Source organism: Nonomuraea sediminis (assembly GCF_018531495.1).
Taxonomy (GTDB): Bacteria; Actinomycetota; Actinomycetes; order Streptosporangiales; family Streptosporangiaceae; genus Nonomuraea; species Nonomuraea sediminis.
The window spans coordinates 883,836-906,791 of sequence record NZ_JAHDTI010000004.1; the positions used below are offsets into that span (position 1 = coordinate 883,836).

Genomic DNA, 22,956 nt, shown 5'->3' on the forward strand with positions numbered 1-22,956 from the left:
CGTCACAGGGGGGATAGCCTGGGCGTTCGATGCTCAACCGCATCGGTTGGGCGAGAATAGTCGGGAGCACCGGTTACGCTGCGGCCTGTGACAGCTGTCGTGACTGGTGTGGCGGTCGGCCGGGTGTTGGGCACCCAGGCCGCATCCCCCTTGTCGTTCTGGATCGGCCTGGAGCCGGGCAAGGTCGTCCAGCTCGACGACGTGGTGGTGACCAGGCGCGAGGTACCCGACCACGGCCCGGTGCTGGTCGCGGGCGTGGTGACCACGGTGGAGGCCCGCCACGAGGGGGCTGCGTTCGACAGCGACGTGTTCCTCATCGCCGACGGCGCCCTGCCCGCCGCCGTGGTGGAGGTCGCCGAGGTGCGGGTGACCCGCATCGAGCCCGAGGTGTTCGTGCCGCCGCTGCCCGGCGAGAAGGTGTTCCTGGCCGAGACCGGCGACCGCGACCAGGCGCTCTACTTCGACGTCATGGACCGGCGCATCCCGATCGGCACCGGCCGCGACGGGCAGCCGCTCTACCTCAACTTCGACTTCATGGACGGCACGCGCGGCGCGCACGTGTCGATCTCGGGCGTCTCCGGCGTGGCGACCAAGACCTCGTTCGCCACGTTCCTGCTCTACTCGATCTTCAACTCGGGTGTGCTCGGCGGCGAGTCCGCCAACACCAAGGCGCTGATCTTCTCGGTGAAGGGCGAGGACCTGCTCTTCCTCGACCACCCCAACACCCGGCTGACCGACACCGGCGCCTACGCCAGGCTCGGCCTGCCCGCCCAGCCCTTCGGCAGCGTGCACGTCTTCGCCCCGCCGCGGCCGAACGACCCCAACGGGGTGCCGCACGTCTCGGCGCGCACGCACGGCGTCAGCGCCTTCTACTGGACGCTCGTGGAGTTCTGCCAGGAGGAGCTGCTGCGCTTCGTCTTCGCCGACTCCGACGACGAGCGCGCCGGCTACTCGCTGCTCGTCGGCCAGATCGCCGCCCGCCTGCAGAGCTGGGCCGAGCCGGTCGGCGACGGCGGCGCGGTGCGGATCCGCGGCACGGCCTGCCGTACCTTCTCCGACCTGGTCGAGCTGCTCTCCGACCAGTTGCAGGACGAGGAGGAGCGGCGCGAGTGGACCGGGGCCACGACCCCGCTCGGCACCGTCAACGCCTTCCTGCGGCGGCTGCGCAGCGCTGTGCGGCCGCTGTCGCCGATCGTCCGCGGCGACCTGCCGTTCTACCGCGGCCACTCCATCCGCACCTCCGACGCCCAGGTCTCCATCGTCGACCTGCACAACCTGCCCGAGCGGGCGCAGCGGTTCGTGGTGGGCGTGGTGCTGCGCGGCGAGTTCCACCGCAAGGAGTCCTCCGGCACCGCCAAGCCGCTGCTGTTCGTCGTCCTGGACGAGCTGAACAAGTACGCGCCCCGCGAAGGCGATTCGCCGATCAAGGAGATCCTGCTCGACGTCGCCGAGCGGGGCCGCAGCCTCGGCGTGATCCTGATCGGCGCCCAGCAGACCGCCTCCGAGGTCGAGCGGCGCATCGTCTCCAACAGCGCGATCAGGGTCGCCGGCCGCCTCGACCCCGCCGAGGCCGCCAGGTCGGAGTACGGCTGGCTGCCGCCCACGGTCCGCGACCGGGCGACGATCGCCAAGCCGGGCACCATGTTCGTCGCCCAGCCGGAGATCCCCGTGCCGCTCGCGGTGGCCTTCCCCTTCCCCGCCTGGGCGACCAGGCCGTCGGAGGCCGCCGCTCCGGCCAAGCTCACCGGCAATCCCTTCCAGGGCCTGCCCGAAGAAGAGGACATCCCGCCGTTCTGAGAGGCTTCCAGTGAAGATCTTGCACACCGCCGACTGGCACGTGGGCAAGGTGCTCAAGGGCCGTTCCCGCGCCGACGAGCACCGTGCGGTGCTGCGCGAGCTGGTGGCCGCCGCCCGCGAGCACGACGTCGACGCCGTCATCGTGGCCGGCGACCTGTTCGACACCTCCGCGCCCACCCCCGAGGCCCAGTCGCTGGTGCTGCCGGCGCTCATGGCGCTGCACGAGGACGGCCGCGACGTGGTCGTCCTGGCAGGCAACCACGACAACCCGCAGCTGTTCGAGGTCTACCGGCCGCTGCTCGGCGCATTGGGCGTGCACGTGGTCGGCTCCTTCCGGCGTACTCCGGTGGAGTTCACGGCCCGCACCGGCGAGCCGGTGCGGCTGGCCGTCCTGCCGTTCCTGTCCCATCGCTACGTGGTGCGGGCCGCCGAGGTGCTGGCCGGCACCGCGATCGAGCACAACCGCGACTACGCCGCGCGCATCGGCGAGCTGGTCGGGGCGCTCACGGCGGGCTTCGGCAACGACACCGTCAACCTGGTCGCCACCCACGGCACCCTGCCGGGCGGCCGGTTCGGCGGCGGCGAGCGGGAGGCCCAGTCGATCTTCTCCTACTACTTCGAGCCGACCGTCTTCCCCGCGACGACGCAGTACGCCGCCCTCGGTCACCTGCACCGTCGCCAGCAGATGCCGGGGCCGTGCCCGATCTGGTATTCCGGCTCGCCCATCGCGGTCGACTTCGGCGAGGAGGACAACGTGCCCGGCGCCCTCCTGGTCGACGTACAACCCGGCCGTCCCGCCGTGGTCACCGAGCTGGTCTTCGGCCAGGCCCGCCGCCTGCGCACGGTCAAGGGCAGCCTGGAGGAGCTGGAGGCGCTGGAGACGGGCGACGACTGGCTGCGCGTGGTGGTGGCCGAGCAGCCTCGCGTCGGCCTCGCCGACCAGGTGCGCGACCTGCTGCCCAACGCGATCGACGTGATCCTGGACGAGCGGTTCCGCCCGGTGCGTGCCGTACGGCAGGCCGGGGCGACCGCCCGCGCGCCCGGCGAGCTGTTCCGCGACTACCTGACCGCGACCAAACGCTACGACGAGCAGGTCGCGACCCTGTTCGATCGGTTGCACGACGAGGTGACGGGCGGATGAGGCCTCTCCTGCTGACCCTGGACAACTTCGGCAGCTTCCGCGAGCCGCTGACCCTCGACTTCTCCGACGTCGACTACTTCGCCCTGGTCGGGCCGACCGGCGCGGGCAAGAGCACGATCATCGACGCGATCTGTTTCGCCCTGTACGGCACGGTGCCGCGCTGGGGCAGGGAGAACGCCATCGCCCACGCGCTGGCGCCCTCGGCGGCCGACGGCAAGGTGGGGCTGATCTTCGAGAGCGGCGGCAGGCGCTACGGCGTGGTCAGGGCCATGGCCCGCGACGCCAAGGGGGTCGTGCGCACCAGGGAGGCCCGCCTGGAGGAGCTGTCCGGCGACTGGGAGAGCGTCGTCCGCTCGCTGGCCGAGGGGGAGAACGTCACCGCCGAGGTGCAGCGGCTGACCGGTCTGGAGTACAAGTTCTTCACCCAGTGCGTGGTGCTGCCGCAGGGCAGGTTCGCCGAGTTCCTGCACGCCAAGCCGAACGAGCGGCAGGACCTGCTGGTGCAGCTGCTCGACGCGGGGGTCTACGACGAGATCCGGACCATGGCCACCCGGGAGGAGGAGACCGCCAGGCAGGTGGCCGCGCACGCCCGCGAGCAGCGCGCCGCGTTCTCCGCCACCCCGCAGGCCGAGGAGGAGGCCGCGTCGAGGGTCACCGCGCTGCGCGACCTGCAACGCGACATCGGCGCCGAGCTCGAGCTGCTGCGCGCCCGCGACGCCGAGCTGGAGCGCACCAAGCACGAGCTGGCCGAGCTGACCGGACGGCTGACCGACCTGCGTGCCCTGACCATGCCGGACGAGGTGCCCACCCTGGCCGCCTCCGCCAAGCAGACCGCCGAGGAGCTGGCCGGCCTGGAATCGCGGGCCACCACGTTGACGGCCACGGAGCACGAGGCCGAGGCCGCCCTGGCCGGGCTGGGCGACCGGGCCGAGCTGACCGCCGCGCTGGCTTCCCTCGACGCGGTCGAACGGCTGGCGGTCACCATTGCCAAGGCGCACACGAACTCCGCTCGGTCGCTGGCCGAGTCGCGCGAGACGGCTGTTCGGACACTCGAGGATGCCCGCCGGCAGGCCGCCCAGGCTCTGGAGGAGGTCCGCTCGCACGCCCAGCGCACGATCACCGAGGAGCGCGCCCAGGCCACGCGGTCCCTGGCCGACTCCGGGGAGGCCGCGCAGCGGTCGCTGGCCGAGAGCCGGGCGGTTGGCGAGCGCGCGCTGGCCGAGTCCCAGGCTCGTGGCGCGCACTCCCTGGCCCAGGCTCGCGAGGAGGGCGCCCGGTCGCTGGCCGACGCCCGCTCGCAGGCCGAGGCCGCGGCGGCTTCGGTGGGCGAGCTCGCGCGGGCGGCCACCGCGGCCGGTGAGTCGCTGGCCACCGCGCGGGCCGAGCACGACCGGCTCCGCGACGCCCACGCCGCCGCCGACCTTGCCACCCGGCTGACCGTGGGCGACCCCTGCCCGGTCTGCCTCCGCCCCGTCGCCGACCTCCCCGCCCACCACGGCACGGCGGTCGGCGGCGGCGAGGACCAGGTCAGGGCGGCTCTGGACGATGCGGAGCGAGCCTTGGCCGCCGCCGAGGCGGGAGACGAGCGGGCCAGGGCCGACCTGGGCAAGGCGGAGACGTCCGCCGCCATGCTCGCCGACCGGGCCGCCCGGCTGGCGGACGAGCTCGCCGCGCAGACCGCCCGCACGGAGCGGGAGCTGGCCGAGCGGCTGGCCGCGCAGCAGCGGGAACTCGCCGACCGGCTCGCCCGGCTGGCCGAGGAGATCGCCGAGCAGCGGACCACGCTGGAGACCGACACCGCCGACCGGCTCACGCGGCGCGAGCGTGAGCTGGAGCAGCAGGTCGAACGGCGTGAGCAGGAGCTGGCCGCCGAGCTCGCCCGGCGCGAGCGGGACCTGTCCGGCCAGACCGCGCGCCTGGAAGCCGAGCTGACCGCCCAGATCGCCCGGCTGGAGGCGGAACTCGCCCAGCACCGTGCCACGCTGCCCGACGGCGCCGACCGCGACGATCTCCGGTCCCGCCTGGACGCCGTGGTCGAGGCCGACCGGCGGGTCGCCGAAGCCAGGAAGGCCGCGCGTGCCTGCCGTACCAAGCTCGACGAGGTACGCGGGAGAGCGGCGCACGACGCGCGCCGGGCCGAGGAGGCGTGGGCGGCGCTCGGCACGGCCCGCGACAGGCTGATGGTGCTCGGCCTGGGCGAGGAGACGGCTCCGCCGGTCGACCGCGCCGACCTGCACGCGGCCTGGCTCGACCTGATCGGCTGGCGCAACCGGGTCGGCACCGCCGCCCGGGCCAGGGCGGACAGGACCGAGCAGACGCTGAACGAGCTGGTCGCCCAGCGCGAACAGCAGGCCAAGCACCTGCACGCCCGGCTGGAGGAGCACGGCGTGCACGCCGGCGATCATCCCGACCAGCTCGCCGCCGCCGTCGCCACCACCCTGACCACGGCCGAGCACCTGCTGGAGCGGATCAGGGAAGACCTGGCCAAGCTCGCCGAGCTGGATCGCGTGATCGGCGAGAAGGAGCGCGAGGCGGACGTGGCGCACGAGCTGGCGCTGCGGCTGCGTGCCAACGCCTTCGAGCGCTGGCTGTGCGCCGAGGCGCTGGCGGTGCTGGTCGCCACGGCGTCGCAGACGCTCCTCGAACTGTCCGACGGTCAGTACGAGCTCGAACTCGGCGACAGGAGCGAGATCGAGGTCATCGACCACGCCGAGGCCGGGATGCGGCGCAGCGCCCGCACCCTGAGCGGCGGCGAGACCTTCCAGGCCGCCCTCGCGCTGGCCCTGGCGCTGTCCGGTACGGTCGCCCGGGGCCTCGACTCGATCTTCCTCGACGAGGGCTTCGGCACGCTCGACCCCGCCACCCTCGACACGGTGGCGGCGGCCCTCGAACGCCTGGCGGCCGGGCAGGAACGCATGGTCGGCGTCGTCACCCACGTGCAGGCCCTGGCCGACCGGGTCCCGGTACGCTTCGCAGTCAGCCGCGACACCACCGGCTCCCACGTACGGAGAGTGGACGCGTGACCGAGTTGTGGGACTGTGGTTCGCCCGCGCGGGGACGTGTGGCCGAGTTGTGGGGCCGTGGTTCGCGCGTGCGGGGGCGTGTGGCCGAGTTCGGCGTCGATCTGTGGGGCCGCGGTCGGCGGGTGCGGGGAGTGGGCGCGTGACCGAGTTCAGTATCGATCCGTGGGATCCCGGGTACGCCGCTGCGCTGGCGGTGGAGGCGTTGACGGAGCGCGGGTCCACCAGTGCCGAGCTGGAGCTCGGTGTCGAGGCGGAGCCGCAGGACTGGGCGCCGGTCGTCCCGCGCGGCAGCGCGCCCTCCTGCCTGCTGGTGGCCGACGGGGTGCGCCGGATCGACGCGCGCATCTGGGTGCACGGCGAGGCCGACCCGATGCCGCTGCCCGGCATCGCCGCCTCCTACGCGGCCGGGATCGTGCGCTGCGGCCCCGACGGCGCCGACCTGGCCGAGATCGAGGTGCGGCGCTCCATGATCAGCGCCTCCGCCGACACTCCCGAGGTGAAGACCCGGCACGCCACCTTCCAGCCCGCGATGGCGGCCGACTCCAGCATGGAGGGGCTGTCGCTGGCCCTGCAGCGCCAGGTCACCCAGCTGGAGCTGGAGCTTTCCATACGGCATCGCCGCGAGGGCACCGACCTGCTGCTGGTCGACGGGCCGCTCCGGGGACGCACCCACCTGACCGACACCGTCGGTTACATCAAGACCCACCACATCTCCTACCTGCCCGCACCGCAGTCGTCCGTGGTCGGCGCCCTCGCCTCCGGCCAGCGCACCCCCGTCTTCCTCATGGGCACGAGCTGGCGGCGGCACGCCTGGTACCTGCGCCTGCCGGTCACCTCGACCGCCCCCTGGGCGGGCATCGCCCGCTGCGAAGCCAGCGCCGACCTCTCCTCCGACCAGGTAGTACGGCTGGCCGACGCGGTCACCCTGGCCCTGCAACCGCTGGCGGGCGTGCCGTACAAGGACCCACGCGCACCCCAGAACCTGGTACCGATCGGCGGCCTGGAAAAACTCCTCCGCCACCACCTGGGAGACCCGGCCCTGATGTACCGCGCCCTCCGCACAGCCGCCCGCCCCTAACCCCAAAACTCACCCCCAGCACCCCCGCACGGGCCACTCCCGGCCACCACAGCCCGCCGCGCACTGCCCGTGCGGGCCGACCCCTGGGGCTATGGCGCGCCGCGGAATGCCCTGCGCGGGCCGATCTCGGCGGCGGCTCGTCGCAGGCTGCCCTGCGCGGCCCGGTTCCCGCGGCTACGGCGCGCCGCGCGCTGCTCTGCGTGGTCGGCTACTGCGGCTGCCGTGCGGGCTGGGCTCTTGGCCTACGGGCGGGTGAGGATGTCGCGAAGGCGGGCGCGGGCGAAGCGGGATGCCACCTCCGCCCGCTCGGTGTCGGTCAGCCGGGTCACCCGGCCGGCCAGCTTGCCGGGCTCGTTGCTCGTGATGAGCTGACGCACCTCGTCCTAGATCATGGGCGGAGCATAGGGACGGGGACTGACAACCCCGGGACTGGCGGTTCTGTCCCTTTCCGCGGCGGACTCCCAGCTTGACCGCACGTCCAGGTGGCGCAATCCGACCGTTATCCACTATTCCCTATCGGGAAGCTATGGTTTTGCCCATGGACGGCAGGCGGCTGCGTGCGGATCGGGCCCGGCAGGTGGCTGACCTGCTGCGTCGCGAGGTGCTGCACGGAGGATACGACAGGCAGCTCCCGTTGGAGCACGCCCTGGCCAGAGAGTTCGGCGCCTCGCGGAACACCATCAGGGAGGCGCTCGACCTGCTGCGCGCCGAGGGACTGATCGAGCGGTGCCCGGGCGTCGGCACGACCACCGCCACCGAGGGCAAGGTCCCGCACGGCCTGCACAGGCTGCTCGGGCTGGCCGAGACGCTGCACGAGCACGGCGAGGTCGTCAACGAGGTCAGGTCGATGACACTGATCGACCCGCCGGGCGTGGTCAGCGAACGGCTGCGCACGACCGGACAGGTCGTCTACATCGAGCGGTTGCGCAGGCTCAACGGCGTCCCGCTCTCGCTCGACCTGACCTACCTGACCCGCGACATGGGCGAGCCGCTCATGGACGCCGATCTCGTGCACAACGACGTGTTCATCCTGCTGGAAGGCATCGCGGGCCGCCCGCTCGGCACCGCGGAACTCACCATCGAGGCGGTCAGCGCCGACCCCCACACCGCCGCCGTACTCGGGACCACGCGCGGCGCCGCGCTGCTGATGGTCGAACGGCTGGCGCACCTGTCCGACGGCCGCCCGGTGGACCTGGAGTTCATCCGCTTCCGCGGCGACCGGCTGACCATGCGTGGACACCTCAACAGAACGGAGAACCCGTGGCCCTCGTGAACACCCGCCTCGACGTGCCCGTGACGATCGACGAGTCCCTCTGCATCGAGGGCTGCACGCTCTGCGTCGACGTGTGCCCCCTCGACTCCCTGGCGATCCACGAGGTCAGCGGCAAGGCGTACATGCACGTGGACGAGTGCTGGTACTGCGGCCCGTGCGCCGACCGCTGCCCGGCGGACGCGGTCACCGTCAACATCCCCTACCTGCTCAGATAGAGGAGCGATCGATGCGCCAGATCATCGCTGCGGTGGCTCTGCTGGCCGCCGCGACCGGATGCTCGGTGGCCGAGAGCCAGAGCAAGCCCACGGTCGTCATCGGCTACCAGTCCAAGACCATCAACACCGTCACCGCCGGCACGCTGCTGCGCCGGCTCGGCTACTTCGAGAAGCGTCTCGGCGGCAAGTACGCCGTCGAGTGGCAGGACTACGACACCGGCGCGCCGATCACGGCCAAGATGGTCGCCGGGAAGATCGACATCGGCTCGATGGGCGACTACCCGCTGCTCATCAACGCCTCCCGGACGCAGTCGATCGAGTCGGCCAGGACCGAGCTGATCTCCACCACCGGCTACAGCCTCCGCGGCGGGCTCAACATGGTCGTCGTCCCCAAGGACTCACCGGCGAAGACGCTGGCCGACCTGGCCGGGCTGAAGGTCTCGGCGAGCGTCGGCTCGGCCGGGCACGGCACCCTGGTCCAGGGCCTGGAACGGGCCGGGGTGAACGCCGAGGTCGTCAACCAGCAGCCGCCGGTCGGCGCCTCCGCGCTGGAGTCGGGGGCGGTGCAGGCCTACGCCCAGTTCGTCGCCTGGCCGGGCCTGCTGGCCTTCCAGGGCAAGGCCCGGCTGCTGTACGACGGGTCCGCGCTCGACGTGCCCACCTTCCACGGCGTGGTGGTACGGCACGCCTACGCCGCGGAGCACCCGGACGTCGTGGACGCGTTCCTGAAGGCGCAGATCGACGCGACCGCCTACCTGCACGAGCACCCGCTGGAAGCGGCCCAGGCCGTGGCGACGGCCACCGGCCTGCCGCCCGAGGTCGTCTACCTCTACAACGGCAGGAACGGCATCTCCACCTTCGACGTCACCCTGAAGCAGCAGCTCAGGCAGGCGCACGCGCACGACATCCCCTACCTGAAGAAGATCGGCGCCGACTTCAAGGACATCGACCTCGGCAAGTTCGTCAACGACTCCTACCTGAGGAAGGCCTACGGCCCGGCCTACGACACCGACGCCGCCTCCACCGCCAACCGCGCGGCGATCACGGGCACCGACGCCGCCTGCGGCATCCCCGCCACGGACCCGGCCAAGGCGGGCGAGATCTGGATCGGATCCGAGCTGCGCCCCGCGGCCACGCCCACCTGCCTGCTGCGCCAGATCACCGGCGCCGTCAGGGCCGCGTACGTGCCCGACACCGCCACCGGCACGCACTGGTTCGCCGACAAGGCCATCTGGGTGAAGGACCCCGACGGCGGGAAGAACGACCGGTTCAAGCCGTTCACCACCGGCGACGGCGCCGCGGCCTACCTCAAGGCCCACCCCCGGACCGAGCGGATCTCCTACGAGAAAGCGCTGGCCGAGGCATGACCGTCACCCGAGTCGCCGGACCGCGCGCCGCACCGGCGATCAGGAAGCCGGGCCCCTTCCCCGTGCGATGGCTGGTCCGCGCCCTGTCGCTGCTGGTCGTGGTCGGCGCATGGCAGGTGCTGACCACGGCCGACGCGCGGATCGGGGTGAACTTCGACCGGCTGCCGTCACCGAGCGAGGTGGCGGGCGAGCTGGCCAAGCAGCTCTCGTCGCCGGTGTACTACCTCGACCTCGTCCAGAGCGTGATCCGCATCCTGACCGGGTTCGGGCTGGCGGCCGTGGCGGGGATCGGGCTCGGCGTGCTCGTCGCCCGGTCGCGGTGGGCGGCGGACCTGCTCCTGCCGCCACTGGAAGCGGTCAGGCCCATCCCGGCGATCGCCCTGGTGCCGATCGCGATCCTGCTGTTCCCCACGGATGAGCAGGGCATCGTCTTCATCACGGCCACCGCCGCGTTCTTCCCGATCCTGGTCAGCACGCGGCATGCCGTACGGGCGCTGCCGACGCTCTGGGAGGAGGCGGTGCGGACGCTGGGCGGGCGGCGGCGGCACGTGTTGTGGCACGTGGTCCTGCCGGGCGCGCTGCCTGGAATCTTCGGCGGGCTGTCGGTCGGGATGGGCGTGGCGTGGATCTGCGTGATCTCCGCGGAGATGATCTCCGGCGAGCTCGGGGTCGGCTACCGGACCTGGCACGCGTACACGGTCGTGGACTACCCGGCCGTGCTCGTCGGGATGGCCTCGATCGGCGTGCTCGGCTGGCTCACCTCGGCGGCGGTCGAGGTGCTCGGCCGCCGCCTGACGCGCTGGCTGCCGCGCGGGGAAGGGAGCCTGCGATGAGCCTCGCGCTGACGCTGGAGCGGACCGGGCTCGGGTACGGCGGAGCCACCGTGATCAGCGAGCTGGACCTCACCGTCGCCCCCGGCGAGTTCCTGGTGGTCGTGGGCGCCTCGGGATCGGGCAAGTCGACGCTGCTGCGTGGCCTGGCAGGGCTCCTGCCGTACTCGGGGAGGATCCTCGCCGACGGCGCGCCGCTCGCCGGTCCTTCGGCCGCCCGGGCGATGGTGTTCCAGGAGGATGGGCTGCTGCCCTGGCGCAGCGTCAGGCGCAACGTCGAACTGCCGCTGCGGCTGCGCGGCGAGTCCCGCGCGAGCAGGCGGGCGAGGGCGGAGGAGTGGATCAGGCGGGTGGGGCTGGCCGGGTTCGAGGACCGGCTGCCGCGCGAGCTGTCCGGCGGCATGCGGCAGCGGGTGCAACTGGCCAGGACCCTGGTCGCCGAGCCGGGCGCGGTGCTGATGGACGAGCCGTTCGGCGCGCTGGACGTACAGACGCGGGCGGAGATGCAGCGGCTGCTGCGCGACGTGCTGCGCACCACGGGAGCCACGGTCGTGTTCGTGACCCACGACGTCGACGAGGCGCTCCTGCTCGGCGACCGGATCGTCGTGCTCGGCCGTACAGGACTGAAGACGATCACTGAGCCGTCGCGTGAACGCATCCTGGAGGAGCTGTAGTGGACATCCCCCCTCTCACCGACCGCCTGGAGCTGGACTGCCAGGTGCTGGTGATCGGCGGCGGCACGGCGGGCACGATGGCGGCGATCACCGCCGCCGAGCGCGGCGCCGACGTGCTGCTGCTCGAGAAGGCCCACGTACGGCACAGCGGCGCCCTGGCCATGGGCATGGACGGGGTGAACAACGCGGTCATCCCCGGCAAGGCCACGCCCGAGGACTACGTCGCCGAGATCACCCGCGCCAACGACGGCGTGGTCGACCAGCGCACCGTCCACCAGACGGCCAGCCGCGGGTTCGACATGGTCAAGCGGCTCGAACGCTACGGCGTGAAGTTCGACAAGGACGAGTACGGCGAGTACAACGTCCGCCGGGTGCACCGCTCGGGCGCCTACGTGCTGCCCATGCCCGAGGGCAAGGACGTCAAGAAGGTCCTCTACCGGGTGCTGCGCCGCCGCGAGATCCGCGAGCGGGTCAGGATCGAGAACCGGGTCATGCCGGTGCGCGTGCTGACGGACGGCGGCCGGGCGGTCGGCGCGGCGGGCTTCGACACCAGGTCGGGGCGGTTCGTCACGGTACGCGCCGGGGCGGTCATCCTGGCCACCGGCGCGGCGGGACGGCTCGGCCTGCCCGCCAGCGGCTATCTCTACGGCACCTACGAGAACCCGACGAACGCCGGCGACGGCCACTCCATGGCCTACCACGCCGGTGCCGAGCTCAGCGGCATCGAGTGCTTCCAGATCAACCCGCTGATCAAGGACTACAACGGTCCCGCGTGCGCCTATGTGGCCAATCCGTTCGGCGGCTACCAGGTCAACGGCGAGGGCGAGCGGTTCGTGGACTGCGACTACTGGTCGGGCCAGATGATGGCCGAGGTGGCCCGGGAGATCGCCTCCGCGCGCGGGCCCATCTACCTCAAGCTCACCCACCTGCCCGACGAGACGCTCGCCACCCTCGAGGGCATCCTGCACACCACGGAACGCCCGACGCGTGGCACCTTCCACGCGGGCCGCGGCCACGACTACCGCACGCACGACGTGGAGATGCACATCTCCGAGATCGGGCTGTGCGGCGGGCACTCGGCCTCCGGCGTGTGGGTCGACGAGAACGGCCTGACCACCGTCCCCGGCCTGTACGCCGCCGGTGACCTGGCCTGCGTCCCGCACAACTACATGATCGGCGCCTTCGTCTTCGGCGACCTGGCGGGCGCGCACGCCGCCGCTCACCACCAGGCTCCGTCCGGGCTGCCGGAGGACCAGGTCGCGGACGCGCACGAGCTGATCTACCGGCCGCTGCGCAACCCGGACGGGCCGCCCCAGCAGCAGGTCGAGTACAAGCTGCGCAGGTTCGTCAACGACTACGTCGCGCCGCCCAAGACCGGCAGGAAGCTGGCGATCGCCGTCGAGACGTTCGAGCGCATGCGCGGTGAGATCGCCGCCATGGGCGCCCGCACCCCCCACGAGTTGATGCGCTGCGCCGAGGTCACCTTCATCCGCGACTGCGCGGAGATGGCGGCGCGGTCGTCCTCGGTGCGCACCGAGAGCCGATGGGGCCTCTACCACGACAGGGCCGACCTCCCCGCGAGGAACGACGCGGAGTGGCTGTTCCACCTCAATCTCCGCAAGAACGCCGACGGCGCGATGGAGTTCGTCAAGCGCCCGGTCGCCCCCTACCGCGTCCCCGTCGACGGCTTCGCCCCCGCCGAGGGGGCCGCCCCGGAGGTGCTCGCCGCCTTCGCCCCCGGCGGGCCCGGGGCCGCCTCGCGCGCACGGCTGGCGGTCGAGGCCATCGGCCGCTCCCCGCGGATCCTGGAACTGCTGCGCCTGCCGGACTCCGCGAGCCTGGAGCCGTACCTGACCGACCCCGATCCCCAGGTACGGCGGGCCGCGATCGCGACGCTCACGGAGCTCGCCCCGCCCGAGGCCGGTGAGGCCCTGCTGGCCGCCCTCGACGACCCCCACGGCACGGTACGGCGGGCCGCCGCGGTCGCCCTGCGCGAGCTCGTCGAGGTGCTTCCCGCCGATCCGGGGTTCGGGGTACGGCTGCGCGCCCTGCTCGGCACGTCCGCGGACGCCGGAGTGCGGGCGACCGTGGTGGACGTGCTGCGGGCCCTGCGGCTCGGCGACGAGGCGACCTTCGTGGTTGCTCTGACCGATGCCGAGCACCGGGTCCGGATCGAGGCGGTCAGAGGGCTGGTCTCCCTCGACGCCGCACCCGCCCTGGTCGACGCCGTAACCGATGTATCGCGAGAAGTCCGCATATGGGTGGCGCGCGGCCTGGCCGCCATCGGCAAGCCGTCCTCCCTGGAAGCCCTGCTCGTTCTCGCCGCCGACCTTGATCCGCTCGTCAGATCGGCGGCGCTGGAGGCGGCCGCCGCGTTCGGCCCGCTGCCCGAGGAGTTCGTCGCGACAGCCGTACCGGCACTGGGGGATGCCGAATGGCAGGTCCGCGTCGGCGCGGCCCGAGGCCTGGCAGGTTGTCCCGCCGCGGAAGCGCCGCTGGTAGAGGCCACCCGAGACCCCCACCTCGACGTACGGAAGGCCGCCGTGCAGGCCATCGCGCCCTTGGCGGACCGGCCCGCGGTCGCGCAGGCCCTGCGGAGGGCGCAACAGGATCCGGACGCGGACGTCCGGGCCTACGCCCGCCGCGCCTTCACCGCCTCGCGGCAGCAGCCCGTCGCCTGAACTAGCGCTCCAGGAGGGCGTACATGGTGAAGCGGGTGTTTCTGGTCACCTCGTTCTCGCCGTGGCCGGTGTAGCGGAAGACGAGGGTGTGGGCGGCTGGGTCGAGTTCGAGGGTGATGGAGCCGTTGTGGGGGCAGTTGCCCTTCATGGTGGCTCGTTTGAGGGTGGCCTCGTCACCCTTGACGGCGGGAATCCCCCACCACGCCGCCGGGTCCGGCAGGGAGGGGTGACGCGTCAGGCGTGGGTGCGGCTGGGGTTGAGGTGGGGACCAGGAGGCGGAGGCAGATCTCGACCATGGTGGGGCGGGTGGTGGGGTCTTTGGCGAGGGCCGCTTCGACGATCGAGCGGAGGGGGTCGTCGAGGGGGGAGAGGTCGGGTTCCGCGGTGAGGATGCGGTGCATGACGGCGGGAAGGGTGTCGTTGCCGAAGGGGGCGCGGCCTGTGGCGGCGTAGAAGATGACGCCGCCCCAGGCGAAGACGTCCGCGGCCGGGCCGACCGGCTCTCCGGCCAGCTGTTCGGGGGCCATGAAGCTGGGGGTGCCCACGATCTGGCTGGTCAGGGTGGGGGAGTCGGACAGGGACTTGGCGATGCCGAAGTCGATGACGCGGGCTCCGTCGTGCCCGAGCAGGACGTTGGCCGGTTTGAAGTCCCGGTGGACGATGCCCGCCTCGTGCACCGCCGCCAGTGCCGTGGCCGTCGCCACCGCCAGCCGCTGCAGGTCCGCTCCCGCGCGCGCACCCACCTCGGCCAGCGAGGGTCCTTCGACGTACTCGCTGACCAGATAGGGCGAGTCGCCCAGCGGATCGGCGTCCACGATGCGTGCCACGCAGAACGGCGCCACGCGGCGTGCGGCCTCGATCTCCCTGGCCAGGCGCTCACGGGCGCGAGCATCCACCCCGTCGGCCCGCAGCACCTTCACCGCGACCCGCCCCGCGGGCCCCTCACCCAGGTAGACGACCCCCTGCTCGCCGCTGCCCAGCCTGCGCAGCAGCCGGTACCCACCCACCTCGGCCGGATCCCCCGGCCGTAACGGTTCGCCCCCAGCCACGCCCGCCCTCCTCGCTCCCGCGCCGCTGCGATGATACGCAACCCCCAGTACGGCAAGCCCTCCAGCACGGCAGGCGGTGGCCGTGGGGAATAGGGTCTTGCCATGCGGATAGCCACCTGGAACGTGAACTCCGTCAAGCAGCGCGTCCCGCGCCTGCTGCCGTGGCTCGACGAGCGCAGGCCCGACGTCGTCTGCCTGCAGGAGACCAAGCTCGCCGACGCCGCGTTCACCGAGCTGCTGGCCGAGGAACTGGACAAGCGCGGCTACGAGGCCGCCGTCCACGGCGAGGCCCGGTGGAACGGCGTGGCCATCCTGTCCAGGGTGGGGCTCGACGACGTGGCGATCGGCCTGCCGGGAGGGCCGGGCTTCCCCCATCAGGAGGCGCGGGCGGTGTCGGCGACGTGCGACGGGATCCGGGTGCACTCGGTCTACGTGCCGAACGGCCGCATCCCCGACTCCGACCACTACCACTACAAGCTGGCCTGGCTGGCCGTCCTGCGCGACCTGGTGAAGGCCGGCCCCGAGGACGTGATCGTGTGCGGCGACATGAACATCGCGCCCACCGACGCCGACGTCTTCGACCCTGAGGCGTACATCGGCCAGACGCACGTCACGGCGCCCGAGCGGGCGGCGCTGGCCGACCTGCAGGCGCTCGGGCTGCACGACGTGGTGCGCGACCGCTGGCCGACCCAGCGCGTGTTCACCTACTGGGACTACCGGGCGGGCATGTTCCACCAGGACCTCGGGATGCGGATCGACCTGGCCCTGGCCTCGGATCCGGTGGCCGGGCGGGTGCGCGCCGCCTGGGTCGACAGGAAGGCCCGCAAGGGCACGGGCCCGAGCGACCACGCCCCCGTCATCGTCGACCTGGACGCCGCACCCGACGGCGACATCGGCCCCGTCGTGCCGCCGCCCTCGGCCCCCGCCACCGGGCGCCGCGCGGTCAAGCTCCCGCAGGCGCCGGACTGAGCATGCTCGACTACGACCGCGAGGCGGATCACTACGACCGGACGAGAGGTGGCGACGCCAGGGCCGCCGCTGCTGCCACGGCCATCGAGGAACTGCTGCCTGACAGCGCGCGCGTGCTGGCCGACATCGCCTGCGGCACCAGCATCGTGACCTCCCGGCTGGCCGTGCCGGGGCGGCGGGTGGTCGGCGTCGACCGGTCCGCCGGCATGCTGGCGGTCGCCCGCACCAGGGTGGACGTGGTGCGGGGCGACGCGCTGGCGTTACCGTTCGCCGACGGCTCGCTCGACGCCGTGACGATGATCTGGCTGCTGCACCTGCTCCGCCCCGGCACCGTCGCGGCGGCGGTCCGCGAGGCCAGGAGGGTGCTGCGGCCCGGCGGCCTGCTGATCACCACGGTCGACAAGAACGACGCCGTGTTCGCCACCGGGTGCGACGTGGCCGCCGTGCTCGGTCCGGTTCGCGTGAGCGCGCCGTCCGACGCGCTGGACAGGGTGGCGGAGGGGTTCACCGTGGCGGGCCGTACCGGCTTCGCCGGGGTGGGGCAGGGCCGCAGCCCGCGCGAGTGGGCCCGGGAGATCGCGGACGGTTTCGGCTGGACGCGCCGGGTGCCCGCCGCGGAACTGGCCGAACTCGGATTACGGCTGGCCGCCCTGCCCGAGCAGGACAGGGCACGGCCGGATCCCGTCTACACGCTGGTGGCGCTGTCCACGTAGCGACCCCGCAGGGGCTCGGGGTCGAAGCCGAGCCGCTTGGCGTAGTCCTCGACGGGGCCGAGATCACGCAGGAAGCGGCGCATCAGGTCGGCCGGGGCGGTGCCGTAGGCGGGCCAGCGCGGCGACCGCCCGTCGTGGGCGGCGCGCCAGTCGGCGACCAGGCGGTCCGTGGCCAGCCCCGTGAGGGCGAAGTCCTCGACCACGGTGTCCTCCTCCACGCCGAGCAGCGACAGGACCAGCGCGGCCACGATCCCGGTGCGGTCCTTGCCGGAGGCGCAGTGGAAGACGACGGGCTCGTCGGCCGCGGCGATGACCTCGAGCGCCTGCCGGATCTCCGCGACGCCGTCCGCCGTCACCTCGGCGAAGCGCTCGGCCAGGTAGTCCACCGGGTCGACCTCGGGGCCAAGCGCGGCCTGGTCGTAGGGGCGGTGCTCGATGCTCAGGTTGTGGTACTCGGGACCGTCGGGCACCCGGCCCCAGCGGTCCACCTCCCAGGGATACCGCAGGTCGATCACGGTGCCGATGCCGAGCTCCAGGAAGCGGTCCCAGTCGGCGCCACCCAGTTTGCCCAGCGAGTCGGACCGGTACAGGCGTCCCAGGCGCACCCTGCGCCCGTCCGCGGTGGGGTAGCCGCCGAGGTCACGGAAGTTGTGCAGCCGCTCAAAGGTGACATGTCTGCTCACAGGTCACCATCCTCGCGTCTACGGCTTGACGATGAGCGCGCGGACCCGGCGGACGGCTCGTTCCAGCACGGTCCTGTCCTTGGCCCGGGCCAGCCCGACCGCCTCGCGGCGCCACGACTCGGCCTTCTCGCGCCAGCGCTGGGCGTCCCTGCGGCCCTTGCCCGCCTCCCGCCGCAGCTGGGCGACCTCCGCCTGAAGCGCGGCCAGGCGCCTGCGCACCCGCCTCAGCTCCTTGTCGTGCTGGGCGCGCAGCCGCTCGGCCTCGGGGACCGGCCGCCTGCGCGGCGGGTAGACCCCGGGCCTGCGGGCGAAGCCCCACGTCTCCCCGTCGACCCACTCCAGCCCGAACACTTCATCCAGCACGTCGTCGTACCGTTCCCCTGGACGAGCCACCAGCGCGACCCTGGCCAGCGCGGCGGTCCGCTCGAGCCGGGCCACCACCACGCCGCCCTGGCCCTCGTCCAGCGCCACGAAGACGGCGCCCAGGTCGTGCTCCTCCAGGTGGGCCACGAGCCGCTCGAGCGTGTCGTGCCCCGGCACCCAACCAGGCGGCATCAGCAGGCGGAAGGGCGCCGGCGAGGCGGGCTCGGAGGCGGCCAGCCGTACCCGGGGGTCGTGCTCGAACGTGGCGCGGACCAGCCGCAGGTCCAGCTCGGGGTCGGTGAGCGGGGCGCGGCGCGAGGAGCCGAGCGAGTCCCAGCCGGCCTCGATCGTGACGGCGATGTCGGGCAGCGACGAGCCGAGCAGCCCGTCCACCGTGGCCCGCACGTCCTCGTAGGAGGCACCGCCGACCACGGCGTGCACGTACGGCACGAGCCACTGCCTGCCCGCGTCCATGCGCAGATACCGCCGGTACGGCACGCGGTCGGCCACGAACGGGTCGTTGTAGCGCTTGAGCGCGGCGAACTCGCGCATCGCCGTCGGCAGCCCCAGATGCCAGGCGCGCGACTCGGGGTCGGGCACGAACACGGCCCCCGCCTGCGTGAGCCGGTAGCCGAGCTCGGTGTCCTCGGCCAGCACCAGCGAGGTGTCCAGCCCGCCGATGGCGCGCAGCAGCGCGGCCGGGTAGGAGGCGGTGGCGCCCACGTGGATGCGGGTGGCCAGCGAGTTCGGCGCGGTGCGCAGCCCGTCGTGCTCGCTGATGATCTTCTCGGCCCAGTCGTGGCGGTGCGGCGACAGCGGGAACAGCTTGTCCTCGGTGCCGGCCTCGAGCGCCTGCCGTACCTCGGCGGGCGCGGGCAGCACGTCGCCGGGGGTGAAGTCGATCCAGCCGAGCACCACCAGGTAGGGGGCCAGGTGGTGCCAGCGCAACTGGGCCTCGACGTGGGTGCGGTGCGGCACCATGTCGGCGTCCAGCACGAGGATCACGTCCCCGGCGGCGGCGTCGATCCCGGCCTGCAGTGCCCACGCCCGCCCCCAGCCGTCCGGCGGACTGCTGATGAGCGTGGACCTGGCGGGTCTGACGTCGGGGAGGCGCAGCGGCGGGGAGCTGCCGTCGTCGACCACGATCACGTCGAGCAGCTCGGCCGGGTAGCTCTGCCCGGCCAGCGCGGCCAGCGTCAGGTCGAGCGTCTCCTGCCGGTCGTGCGCGGGGATCACCACGGTCACCCGCAGCGTGGGCTCCCACTCGCCGAGCGCGGGCGGGGTGAGCACGCCGAAGTCCTGCCGCCGGATGCGCGGGGTCACGGGGCCGGCTCCATCAGCGCGCCGGGGTGGAAGCCGCGCCACTGGCGCCGGTTGCGCTGCAGGAACGTGCCGATCGGCTCCTGCCAGGTGTGGTTGGCGGCAGGCCCGCGGCGCAGGAGGTAACCCAGGCCGTGGGTGCGGTAGATCTGCCCGCCGGCCGCCTGCAGCGCCTCCTGGAACTGCGTGTCCACCGAGCGCCGCAGCGGGCGGAACCCGCCCACCGCCTGGAAGGCCGACCGCTCGACCAGGATCGTGCCGCCCGCCACGAAGCTGGTGATCTGCTCGGTGATCTGGTGCCGGTGCACGGTCACGTCGATCGAGCTCAGGTAGACGAACTCCGGCACGGTACCCACCAGCTGCGCCCCCGAGTAGGAGTGCGCCAGCAGCAGGTCCGACAGGAACTCGGGCCCGTACCAGTCGTCGTCGTCCATCTTCAGCAGGAACGACCCGGAGGCCCTGGCCGCGGCCTGGTTCAGCACCTCGCCGAACACCGCCGACGCGGGCGCCTCGAACACCGTCAGCGGCCCGTCGAAGGCGCCCACCGCGGGCGCCACGTCAGGATGCCCGGCGGGCACGCCGTGCAGCGCCAGGATCACCTCCAGGTTGGCGCCGCGCTGGCGGGCGATCTGGTCGAGGGCGAAGCCCACCATGTCGGTCCTGCGGGTGGCGAGCAGCACCGAGACCAGCGGGGGAGCGGGCGCCGGGGCGCCGAGCTGCTCCCATCGGGCCGCCACCCCGTGGGTGCGCAGCGCGGCCCGCCGCAGCCTGATGCTGTGCTCCTCTCGCGCCAGATCGTCCGAAATCTCGGGACCTTGGGTGATGAGCTCCACCAGCTCAGGGCCGATCGCGCCCGCCCAGCGCGGCACCGCGTCGGCCACCAGCGGCACCCCGGCCGCCGCCAGTCCGGCCAGCACCCGGACCGCGGCCAGCGGTCCGCTGTGCGCACGCCGCCAGTCGATCTCGAGCCCGCGGATCTGCCGCAGCCGCGCCACGTCGGCGTCGGTCACCCCGCCCGACTCGGCGAACGTCACCACGGCCCTGCCGTCGAGCACCGCCGACCAGCGCCCGTCGCGCTCGGCCAGCACGGCCATGCCGCGCGAGGGCGTGGTGACGAACCCCTGCGGGTTGACCAGCCGCTCGTCCACCGGCGGGATCATGGACGGCTCGCTCAGCACGTCCGGATCCGTGAGCGGTAGCTCCGCGCCGCCCGGACGGCCGAGCCGCTCCCAGCTGGCCGCGTCCAGCGTGGGCCGCTCGATCGGCGTCTCCTCGCCCGCCCAGTCGGCGCTCTCGTCGAGCGTGCGCAGCACCAGGTCGCTGCCCGGCGCGCCGACCCGCTCGGGCACGGGTCCCGTCAGCTCGGCGGGCGTGGCGTTGGGGTCCCCCGGCCGCCAGTCGGCCGCGCCGACGCCCGCGATCCCCGCCGCGGGCGCCGCGATCACGTCCAGCCGGTGCCCGGCGAAGGCCCGCGCCGTCGCGGTGACGGTACGGCCGGCCGGTGTGGGAGCCGAGAAACGCGCGTCCACCACCCACACCCGGTCCGCGGGCCGATGGACCCGCAGGTCGGTGAGGGAGCGCCAGCGGTGCGCCGGCGTCGGGGTGGGCACGGGCGCCGGGTGGGAGGCGGGCGTGTCCAGCACGGCCACGACCACCCGGCGCGCCTCGGGCAGCAGCTTGTGCAGGGTGGAGACCCGGCGCAGGTCGGCAGGGGTGGCCGCCAGGACGAGCACCTCGTGCACACGCTCGGCGGGCTGGGAAGGCTCGAGCAGGTCGTGGTCCAGGTCGACGCCCGGCCCCTCGACCCCCGCGCGGAACACGCGGGCCTTGGGCAGGTCCGCGAGCAGCTGGTCGATCATCCGGTGCTCCGCAGGTGCCGCATCAGCGAGCCGAGCCCCTTGGCCGGGGGCTTCCTGGCGCCGTCGAGTTCGGCGGTCAGGCGCTCGACCTCGGCGCGCAGGGACTTGATCTCCTCCTGGCGCTCGGCGGCCAGCGCCCGCCACTTGGCAGGGTCGCCCGCCAGGGGTTCGGCCTCGTCGGCCGGGGCGAAGTCGTACTCGGACCCGCTCACCCACAGCGCGCCGAACAGCTCGTCGACCAGGTCGTCGGTGGGCGCCTCCACGAGGGCGGCGCGGGCGTAGGCGGCGGTGCGCTCGAGCCGGGCGGCGAGCACGCCTGCTTCCTGCTCGGTCAGTGCGGCGCTGACCAGGCCGAGGGTGCCGCGTTCCGCCTGCCGTACCAGCTTGGCCAGGGTGTCGGCGCCAAGCACCCAGCCGGAGGGCAGCGTGAGCAGGAACGGCGCGGGCGCGGCCGAGGCGGGCGCGCTCTCGGCGAAGGTGACGCGTGGTTCGTGGGCGTAGAGGTTGCGCAGCAGCCGCAGGTCGAGCAGCGGCTCGTCGAGGCTGGCCCGGCGCTCGTCCGTGAGTTTCGACCAGGGGCCGACGAGGGTGACGGCGGCGTCGGTGAGCGTGCCGGCCAGCGCGGAGTCGGCGGCCGCCCGGGTCTGCTCGTAGGCGCCAGGAGTGGGCGGGACCTCGATGACCACCTGGACGTAGGGCACCAGCCAGCGGCGGCGCGGGTGGTTGCGGAGCCAGCGCAGGTCGGGGACGAGGTCGCCGAGGAAGGACCAGTTGTGCCGGTGCACGTCCCCCTCGCGGCGCATGACCGTGGACGGGCCCGCGTGCACGGCGCGGGCCTGCGGGTCGGGGATGAAGACCGCGCCCGCCTGGGCCAGCCGGTAGCCGAGCTCGGTGTCCTCGGCCATGTTCAGCGAGACGTCCACGCCGCCGGCGGCGCGCAGCAGGTGGGCGCGGGCGGAGGTGGAGGCGCCGGTGTGCAGCAGGTAGGCGGTGGCGCCCGCCTGCTTCAGCAGGTCGGTGGACTCGAGGGTCTTGCGGGTGTACTCGGGGCGGACCTCGCCCTCCTCCACCGCGAAGCGGGTGTCGCCGATCACCACGGCATAGTTGAGGAGGTGGTGCCAGCGCAGGTGGGCCTCGAGGTGGTCGGGTTCGAGCAGCATGTCGGCGTCCAGCCAGTGGACGACGTCGCCGGCGGCGGCATCCAGGCCCGCCTGGCGGGCGGCGCCGCGGCCCCACCCGCGCCCGACCCTGACGACGCGGACGCCGGGCAGCTCGATCGGCGGGTCGCTGCCGTCGTCGGCGACGATCACCTCGACCAGCTCCGCCGGGTACGTCTGCGCGGCCAGCACGGCGAGCGTGCGCTCCAGGTCGGGCAGACAGTCGTGGGCGGGGATGACCACCGAGACGGTCAGCGACGGCGCCCACGCGCCGATCGCGGGCGGATCGAGCGGGCCGTAGTCGTTGTGCCTGATCCGGGTCATACCGGGTCCTTGGCCAGCTCGTGAACCTCCTCGCGCAGCTCCTCCACCTCGCGGGCGTGCGCCATCGCGTTGACCCGGTCCTCGCCCAGCGAGGCCAGGATCGCGGCCAGGTCCTCGCCGTGCCTGGCCATCGACTGCTCGACGGCCCGCGTCAGCGTGTCGATGCGCGACTCGATCCGCGTCAGCGCGGTGGCGGTCCTGGCCAGCTCCGCCTCGTGCTTCTTCACCCGGAGATCGATGCGGTGAGCCTTGCCGTCGAGGCGGCGTACGGACAGCACCAGGAAGGCCAGGGCCGCGAGCGAGATCACGAACGCTCCTGTGGCCGCGGCGGCGCCCGGCTCGAGCGCCCCGGTCACGACGAGCACCACGAGCACGACGGTGAGAATCCCGAGGAACGCGGCGGTGGCTGCCAGTCGGCGTGGCGAGAGCATCCGCCCAAA

At 73.2% G+C, this 22,956-nt stretch carries 20 protein-coding genes; 12 read left to right on the plus strand and 8 right to left on the minus strand.

Annotated elements, in window-relative coordinates; genetic code table 11:
• The first annotated feature begins 87 nt into the window (after positions 1–87).
• The 4 genes from KIK09_RS23895 (at position 88) to KIK09_RS23910 (ending at position 7,039) form a co-directional block, all read left to right on the plus strand.
• Positions 88–1,797, plus strand: coding sequence for an ATP-binding protein (locus tag KIK09_RS23895; RefSeq protein ID WP_308164257.1), 1,710 nt, complete (start codon positions 88–90; stop codon positions 1,795–1,797).
• Between the two features lie 10 nt (positions 1,798–1,807).
• The gene (locus KIK09_RS23900; protein WP_214321494.1) at positions 1,808–2,938 is read left to right on the plus strand and encodes an exonuclease SbcCD subunit D; all 1,131 of its coding nucleotides are present in this window, start codon (positions 1,808–1,810) and stop codon (positions 2,936–2,938) included.
• Positions 2,935–5,961, plus strand: a complete 3,027-nt coding sequence (locus tag KIK09_RS23905) for an AAA family ATPase (RefSeq protein ID WP_214321495.1) — start codon at positions 2,935–2,937, stop codon at positions 5,959–5,961. The genes KIK09_RS23900 and KIK09_RS23905 overlap by 4 nt, the downstream gene beginning before the upstream one ends.
• A gap of 139 nt (positions 5,962–6,100) precedes the next feature.
• Positions 6,101–7,039, plus strand: a complete 939-nt coding sequence (locus tag KIK09_RS23910; RefSeq protein WP_214321496.1) for a hypothetical protein — start codon at positions 6,101–6,103, stop codon at positions 7,037–7,039.
• Positions 7,040–7,281: 242 nt separating this feature from the next.
• On the opposite strand, the gene KIK09_RS59365 is transcribed toward KIK09_RS23910, so the two are convergent.
• Complete coding sequence (locus KIK09_RS59365; protein WP_275956234.1) at positions 7,282–7,416, minus strand: hypothetical protein; 135 nt, start codon at positions 7,414–7,416, stop codon at positions 7,282–7,284.
• 161 nt (positions 7,417–7,577) lie between these two features.
• Here KIK09_RS59365 and KIK09_RS23915 point away from each other — a divergent pair, with 161 nt between their 5' ends.
• Genes KIK09_RS23915 through KIK09_RS23940 form a run of 6 tightly spaced genes read left to right on the plus strand, consistent with a single transcriptional unit; the run spans position 7,578 to position 14,079 of the window.
• Positions 7,578–8,312 carry a GntR family transcriptional regulator gene (locus KIK09_RS23915; RefSeq protein ID WP_250573564.1) on the plus strand — a complete coding sequence of 245 codons (735 nt, stop codon included), beginning with the start codon at positions 7,578–7,580 and terminating at the stop codon, positions 8,310–8,312.
• A complete protein-coding gene (locus KIK09_RS57955; RefSeq protein ID WP_214321498.1) occupies positions 8,300–8,527 on the plus strand; it encodes a 4Fe-4S dicluster domain-containing protein in 228 nt (75 codons plus the stop codon). The genes KIK09_RS23915 and KIK09_RS57955 overlap by 13 nt, the downstream gene beginning before the upstream one ends.
• Before the next feature lie 11 nt (positions 8,528–8,538).
• On the plus strand, positions 8,539–9,894 hold the full coding sequence (locus KIK09_RS23925; RefSeq protein WP_214321499.1) for an ABC transporter substrate-binding protein: 1,356 nt from the start codon (positions 8,539–8,541) through the stop codon (positions 9,892–9,894).
• Positions 9,891–10,727 carry an ABC transporter permease gene (locus tag KIK09_RS23930; protein WP_214321500.1) on the plus strand — a complete coding sequence of 279 codons (837 nt, stop codon included), beginning with the start codon at positions 9,891–9,893 and terminating at the stop codon, positions 10,725–10,727. The genes KIK09_RS23925 and KIK09_RS23930 overlap by 4 nt, the downstream gene beginning before the upstream one ends.
• Positions 10,724–11,398, plus strand: coding sequence for an ABC transporter ATP-binding protein (locus tag KIK09_RS23935; RefSeq protein WP_214321501.1), 675 nt, complete (start codon positions 10,724–10,726; stop codon positions 11,396–11,398). The genes KIK09_RS23930 and KIK09_RS23935 overlap by 4 nt, the downstream gene beginning before the upstream one ends.
• Positions 11,398–14,079, plus strand: a complete 2,682-nt coding sequence (locus KIK09_RS23940) for a fumarate reductase/succinate dehydrogenase flavoprotein subunit (RefSeq protein WP_214321502.1) — start codon at positions 11,398–11,400, stop codon at positions 14,077–14,079. Before KIK09_RS23935 ends, KIK09_RS23940 begins: the two co-directional genes overlap by 1 nt.
• A 1-nt stretch (position 14,080) precedes the next feature.
• Here the strand turns inward: KIK09_RS23940 and KIK09_RS23945 are convergent, their stop codons facing one another.
• Both KIK09_RS23945 and KIK09_RS23950 read right to left on the minus strand, forming a co-directional pair.
• Positions 14,081–14,227: a hypothetical protein gene (locus tag KIK09_RS23945; protein ID WP_214321503.1), complete on the minus strand. Its 147-nt coding sequence runs from the start codon at positions 14,225–14,227 to the stop codon at positions 14,081–14,083.
• Positions 14,228–14,252: 25 nt separating this feature from the next.
• Entirely contained in the window at positions 14,253–15,128 is an 876-nt protein-coding gene (locus KIK09_RS23950; RefSeq protein WP_214321504.1) for a serine/threonine-protein kinase, read from the minus strand.
• A 102-nt stretch (positions 15,129–15,230) separates the two neighbouring features.
• Between KIK09_RS23950 and KIK09_RS23955 the strand changes: the two genes are divergently transcribed.
• Positions 15,231–16,097, plus strand: a complete 867-nt coding sequence (locus tag KIK09_RS23955) for an exodeoxyribonuclease III (RefSeq protein ID WP_214321505.1) — start codon at positions 15,231–15,233, stop codon at positions 16,095–16,097.
• Between the two features lie 2 nt (positions 16,098–16,099).
• Positions 16,100–16,810 (plus strand): class I SAM-dependent methyltransferase, encoded by a 711-nt coding sequence (locus KIK09_RS23960; protein WP_214321506.1) that lies wholly within the window; start codon positions 16,100–16,102, stop codon positions 16,808–16,810.
• On the opposite strand, the gene KIK09_RS23965 is transcribed toward KIK09_RS23960, so the two are convergent.
• The 5 genes from KIK09_RS23965 to KIK09_RS23985 are packed head-to-tail and all read right to left on the minus strand — an operon-like array spanning position 16,783 to position 22,947.
• Positions 16,783–17,493 (minus strand): tyrosine-protein phosphatase, encoded by a 711-nt coding sequence (locus tag KIK09_RS23965; protein ID WP_214321507.1) that lies wholly within the window; start codon positions 17,491–17,493, stop codon positions 16,783–16,785. The two genes, KIK09_RS23960 and KIK09_RS23965, sit on opposite strands and share 28 nt — an antisense overlap.
• A gap of 18 nt (positions 17,494–17,511) precedes the next feature.
• Positions 17,512–19,179 (minus strand): glycosyltransferase family 2 protein, encoded by a 1,668-nt coding sequence (locus KIK09_RS23970; protein WP_214321508.1) that lies wholly within the window; start codon positions 19,177–19,179, stop codon positions 17,512–17,514.
• Positions 19,176–21,035: a glycosyltransferase gene (locus KIK09_RS23975; protein WP_214321509.1), complete on the minus strand. Its 1,860-nt coding sequence runs from the start codon at positions 21,033–21,035 to the stop codon at positions 19,176–19,178. The genes KIK09_RS23970 and KIK09_RS23975 overlap by 4 nt, the downstream gene beginning before the upstream one ends.
• Entirely contained in the window at positions 21,032–22,516 is a 1,485-nt protein-coding gene (locus tag KIK09_RS23980) for a glycosyltransferase family 2 protein (protein ID WP_214321510.1), read from the minus strand. Before KIK09_RS23980 ends, KIK09_RS23975 begins: the two co-directional genes overlap by 4 nt.
• Positions 22,513–22,947 carry a hypothetical protein gene (locus tag KIK09_RS23985; RefSeq protein WP_214321511.1) on the minus strand — a complete coding sequence of 145 codons (435 nt, stop codon included), beginning with the start codon at positions 22,945–22,947 and terminating at the stop codon, positions 22,513–22,515. The genes KIK09_RS23980 and KIK09_RS23985 overlap by 4 nt, the downstream gene beginning before the upstream one ends.
• Between the last annotated feature and the right edge of the window lie 9 nt (positions 22,948–22,956).

Coding starts and splice junctions, on each gene's coding strand:
- KIK09_RS23905 (WP_214321495.1), top strand. CDS start 2,935: ATGAGGCCTCTCCTGCTGACCCTGGACAACTTCGGCAGCTTCCGCGAG.
- KIK09_RS23915 (WP_250573564.1), top strand. CDS start 7,578: ATGGACGGCAGGCGGCTGCGTGCGGATCGGGCCCGGCAGGTGGCTGAC.
- KIK09_RS23925 (WP_214321499.1), top strand. CDS start 8,539: ATGCGCCAGATCATCGCTGCGGTGGCTCTGCTGGCCGCCGCGACCGGA.
- KIK09_RS23930 (WP_214321500.1), top strand. CDS start 9,891: ATGACCGTCACCCGAGTCGCCGGACCGCGCGCCGCACCGGCGATCAGG.
- KIK09_RS23935 (WP_214321501.1), top strand. CDS start 10,724: ATGAGCCTCGCGCTGACGCTGGAGCGGACCGGGCTCGGGTACGGCGGA.
- KIK09_RS23945 (WP_214321503.1), bottom strand. CDS start 14,227: ATGAAGGGCAACTGCCCCCACAACGGCTCCATCACCCTCGAACTCGAC.
- KIK09_RS23955 (WP_214321505.1), top strand. CDS start 15,231: ATGCGGATAGCCACCTGGAACGTGAACTCCGTCAAGCAGCGCGTCCCG.
- KIK09_RS23960 (WP_214321506.1), top strand. CDS start 16,100: ATGCTCGACTACGACCGCGAGGCGGATCACTACGACCGGACGAGAGGT.
- KIK09_RS23975 (WP_214321509.1), bottom strand. CDS start 21,035: ATGATCGACCAGCTGCTCGCGGACCTGCCCAAGGCCCGCGTGTTCCGC.
- KIK09_RS23980 (WP_214321510.1), bottom strand. CDS start 22,516: ATGACCCGGATCAGGCACAACGACTACGGCCCGCTCGATCCGCCCGCG.
- KIK09_RS23985 (WP_214321511.1), bottom strand. CDS start 22,947: ATGCTCTCGCCACGCCGACTGGCAGCCACCGCCGCGTTCCTCGGGATT.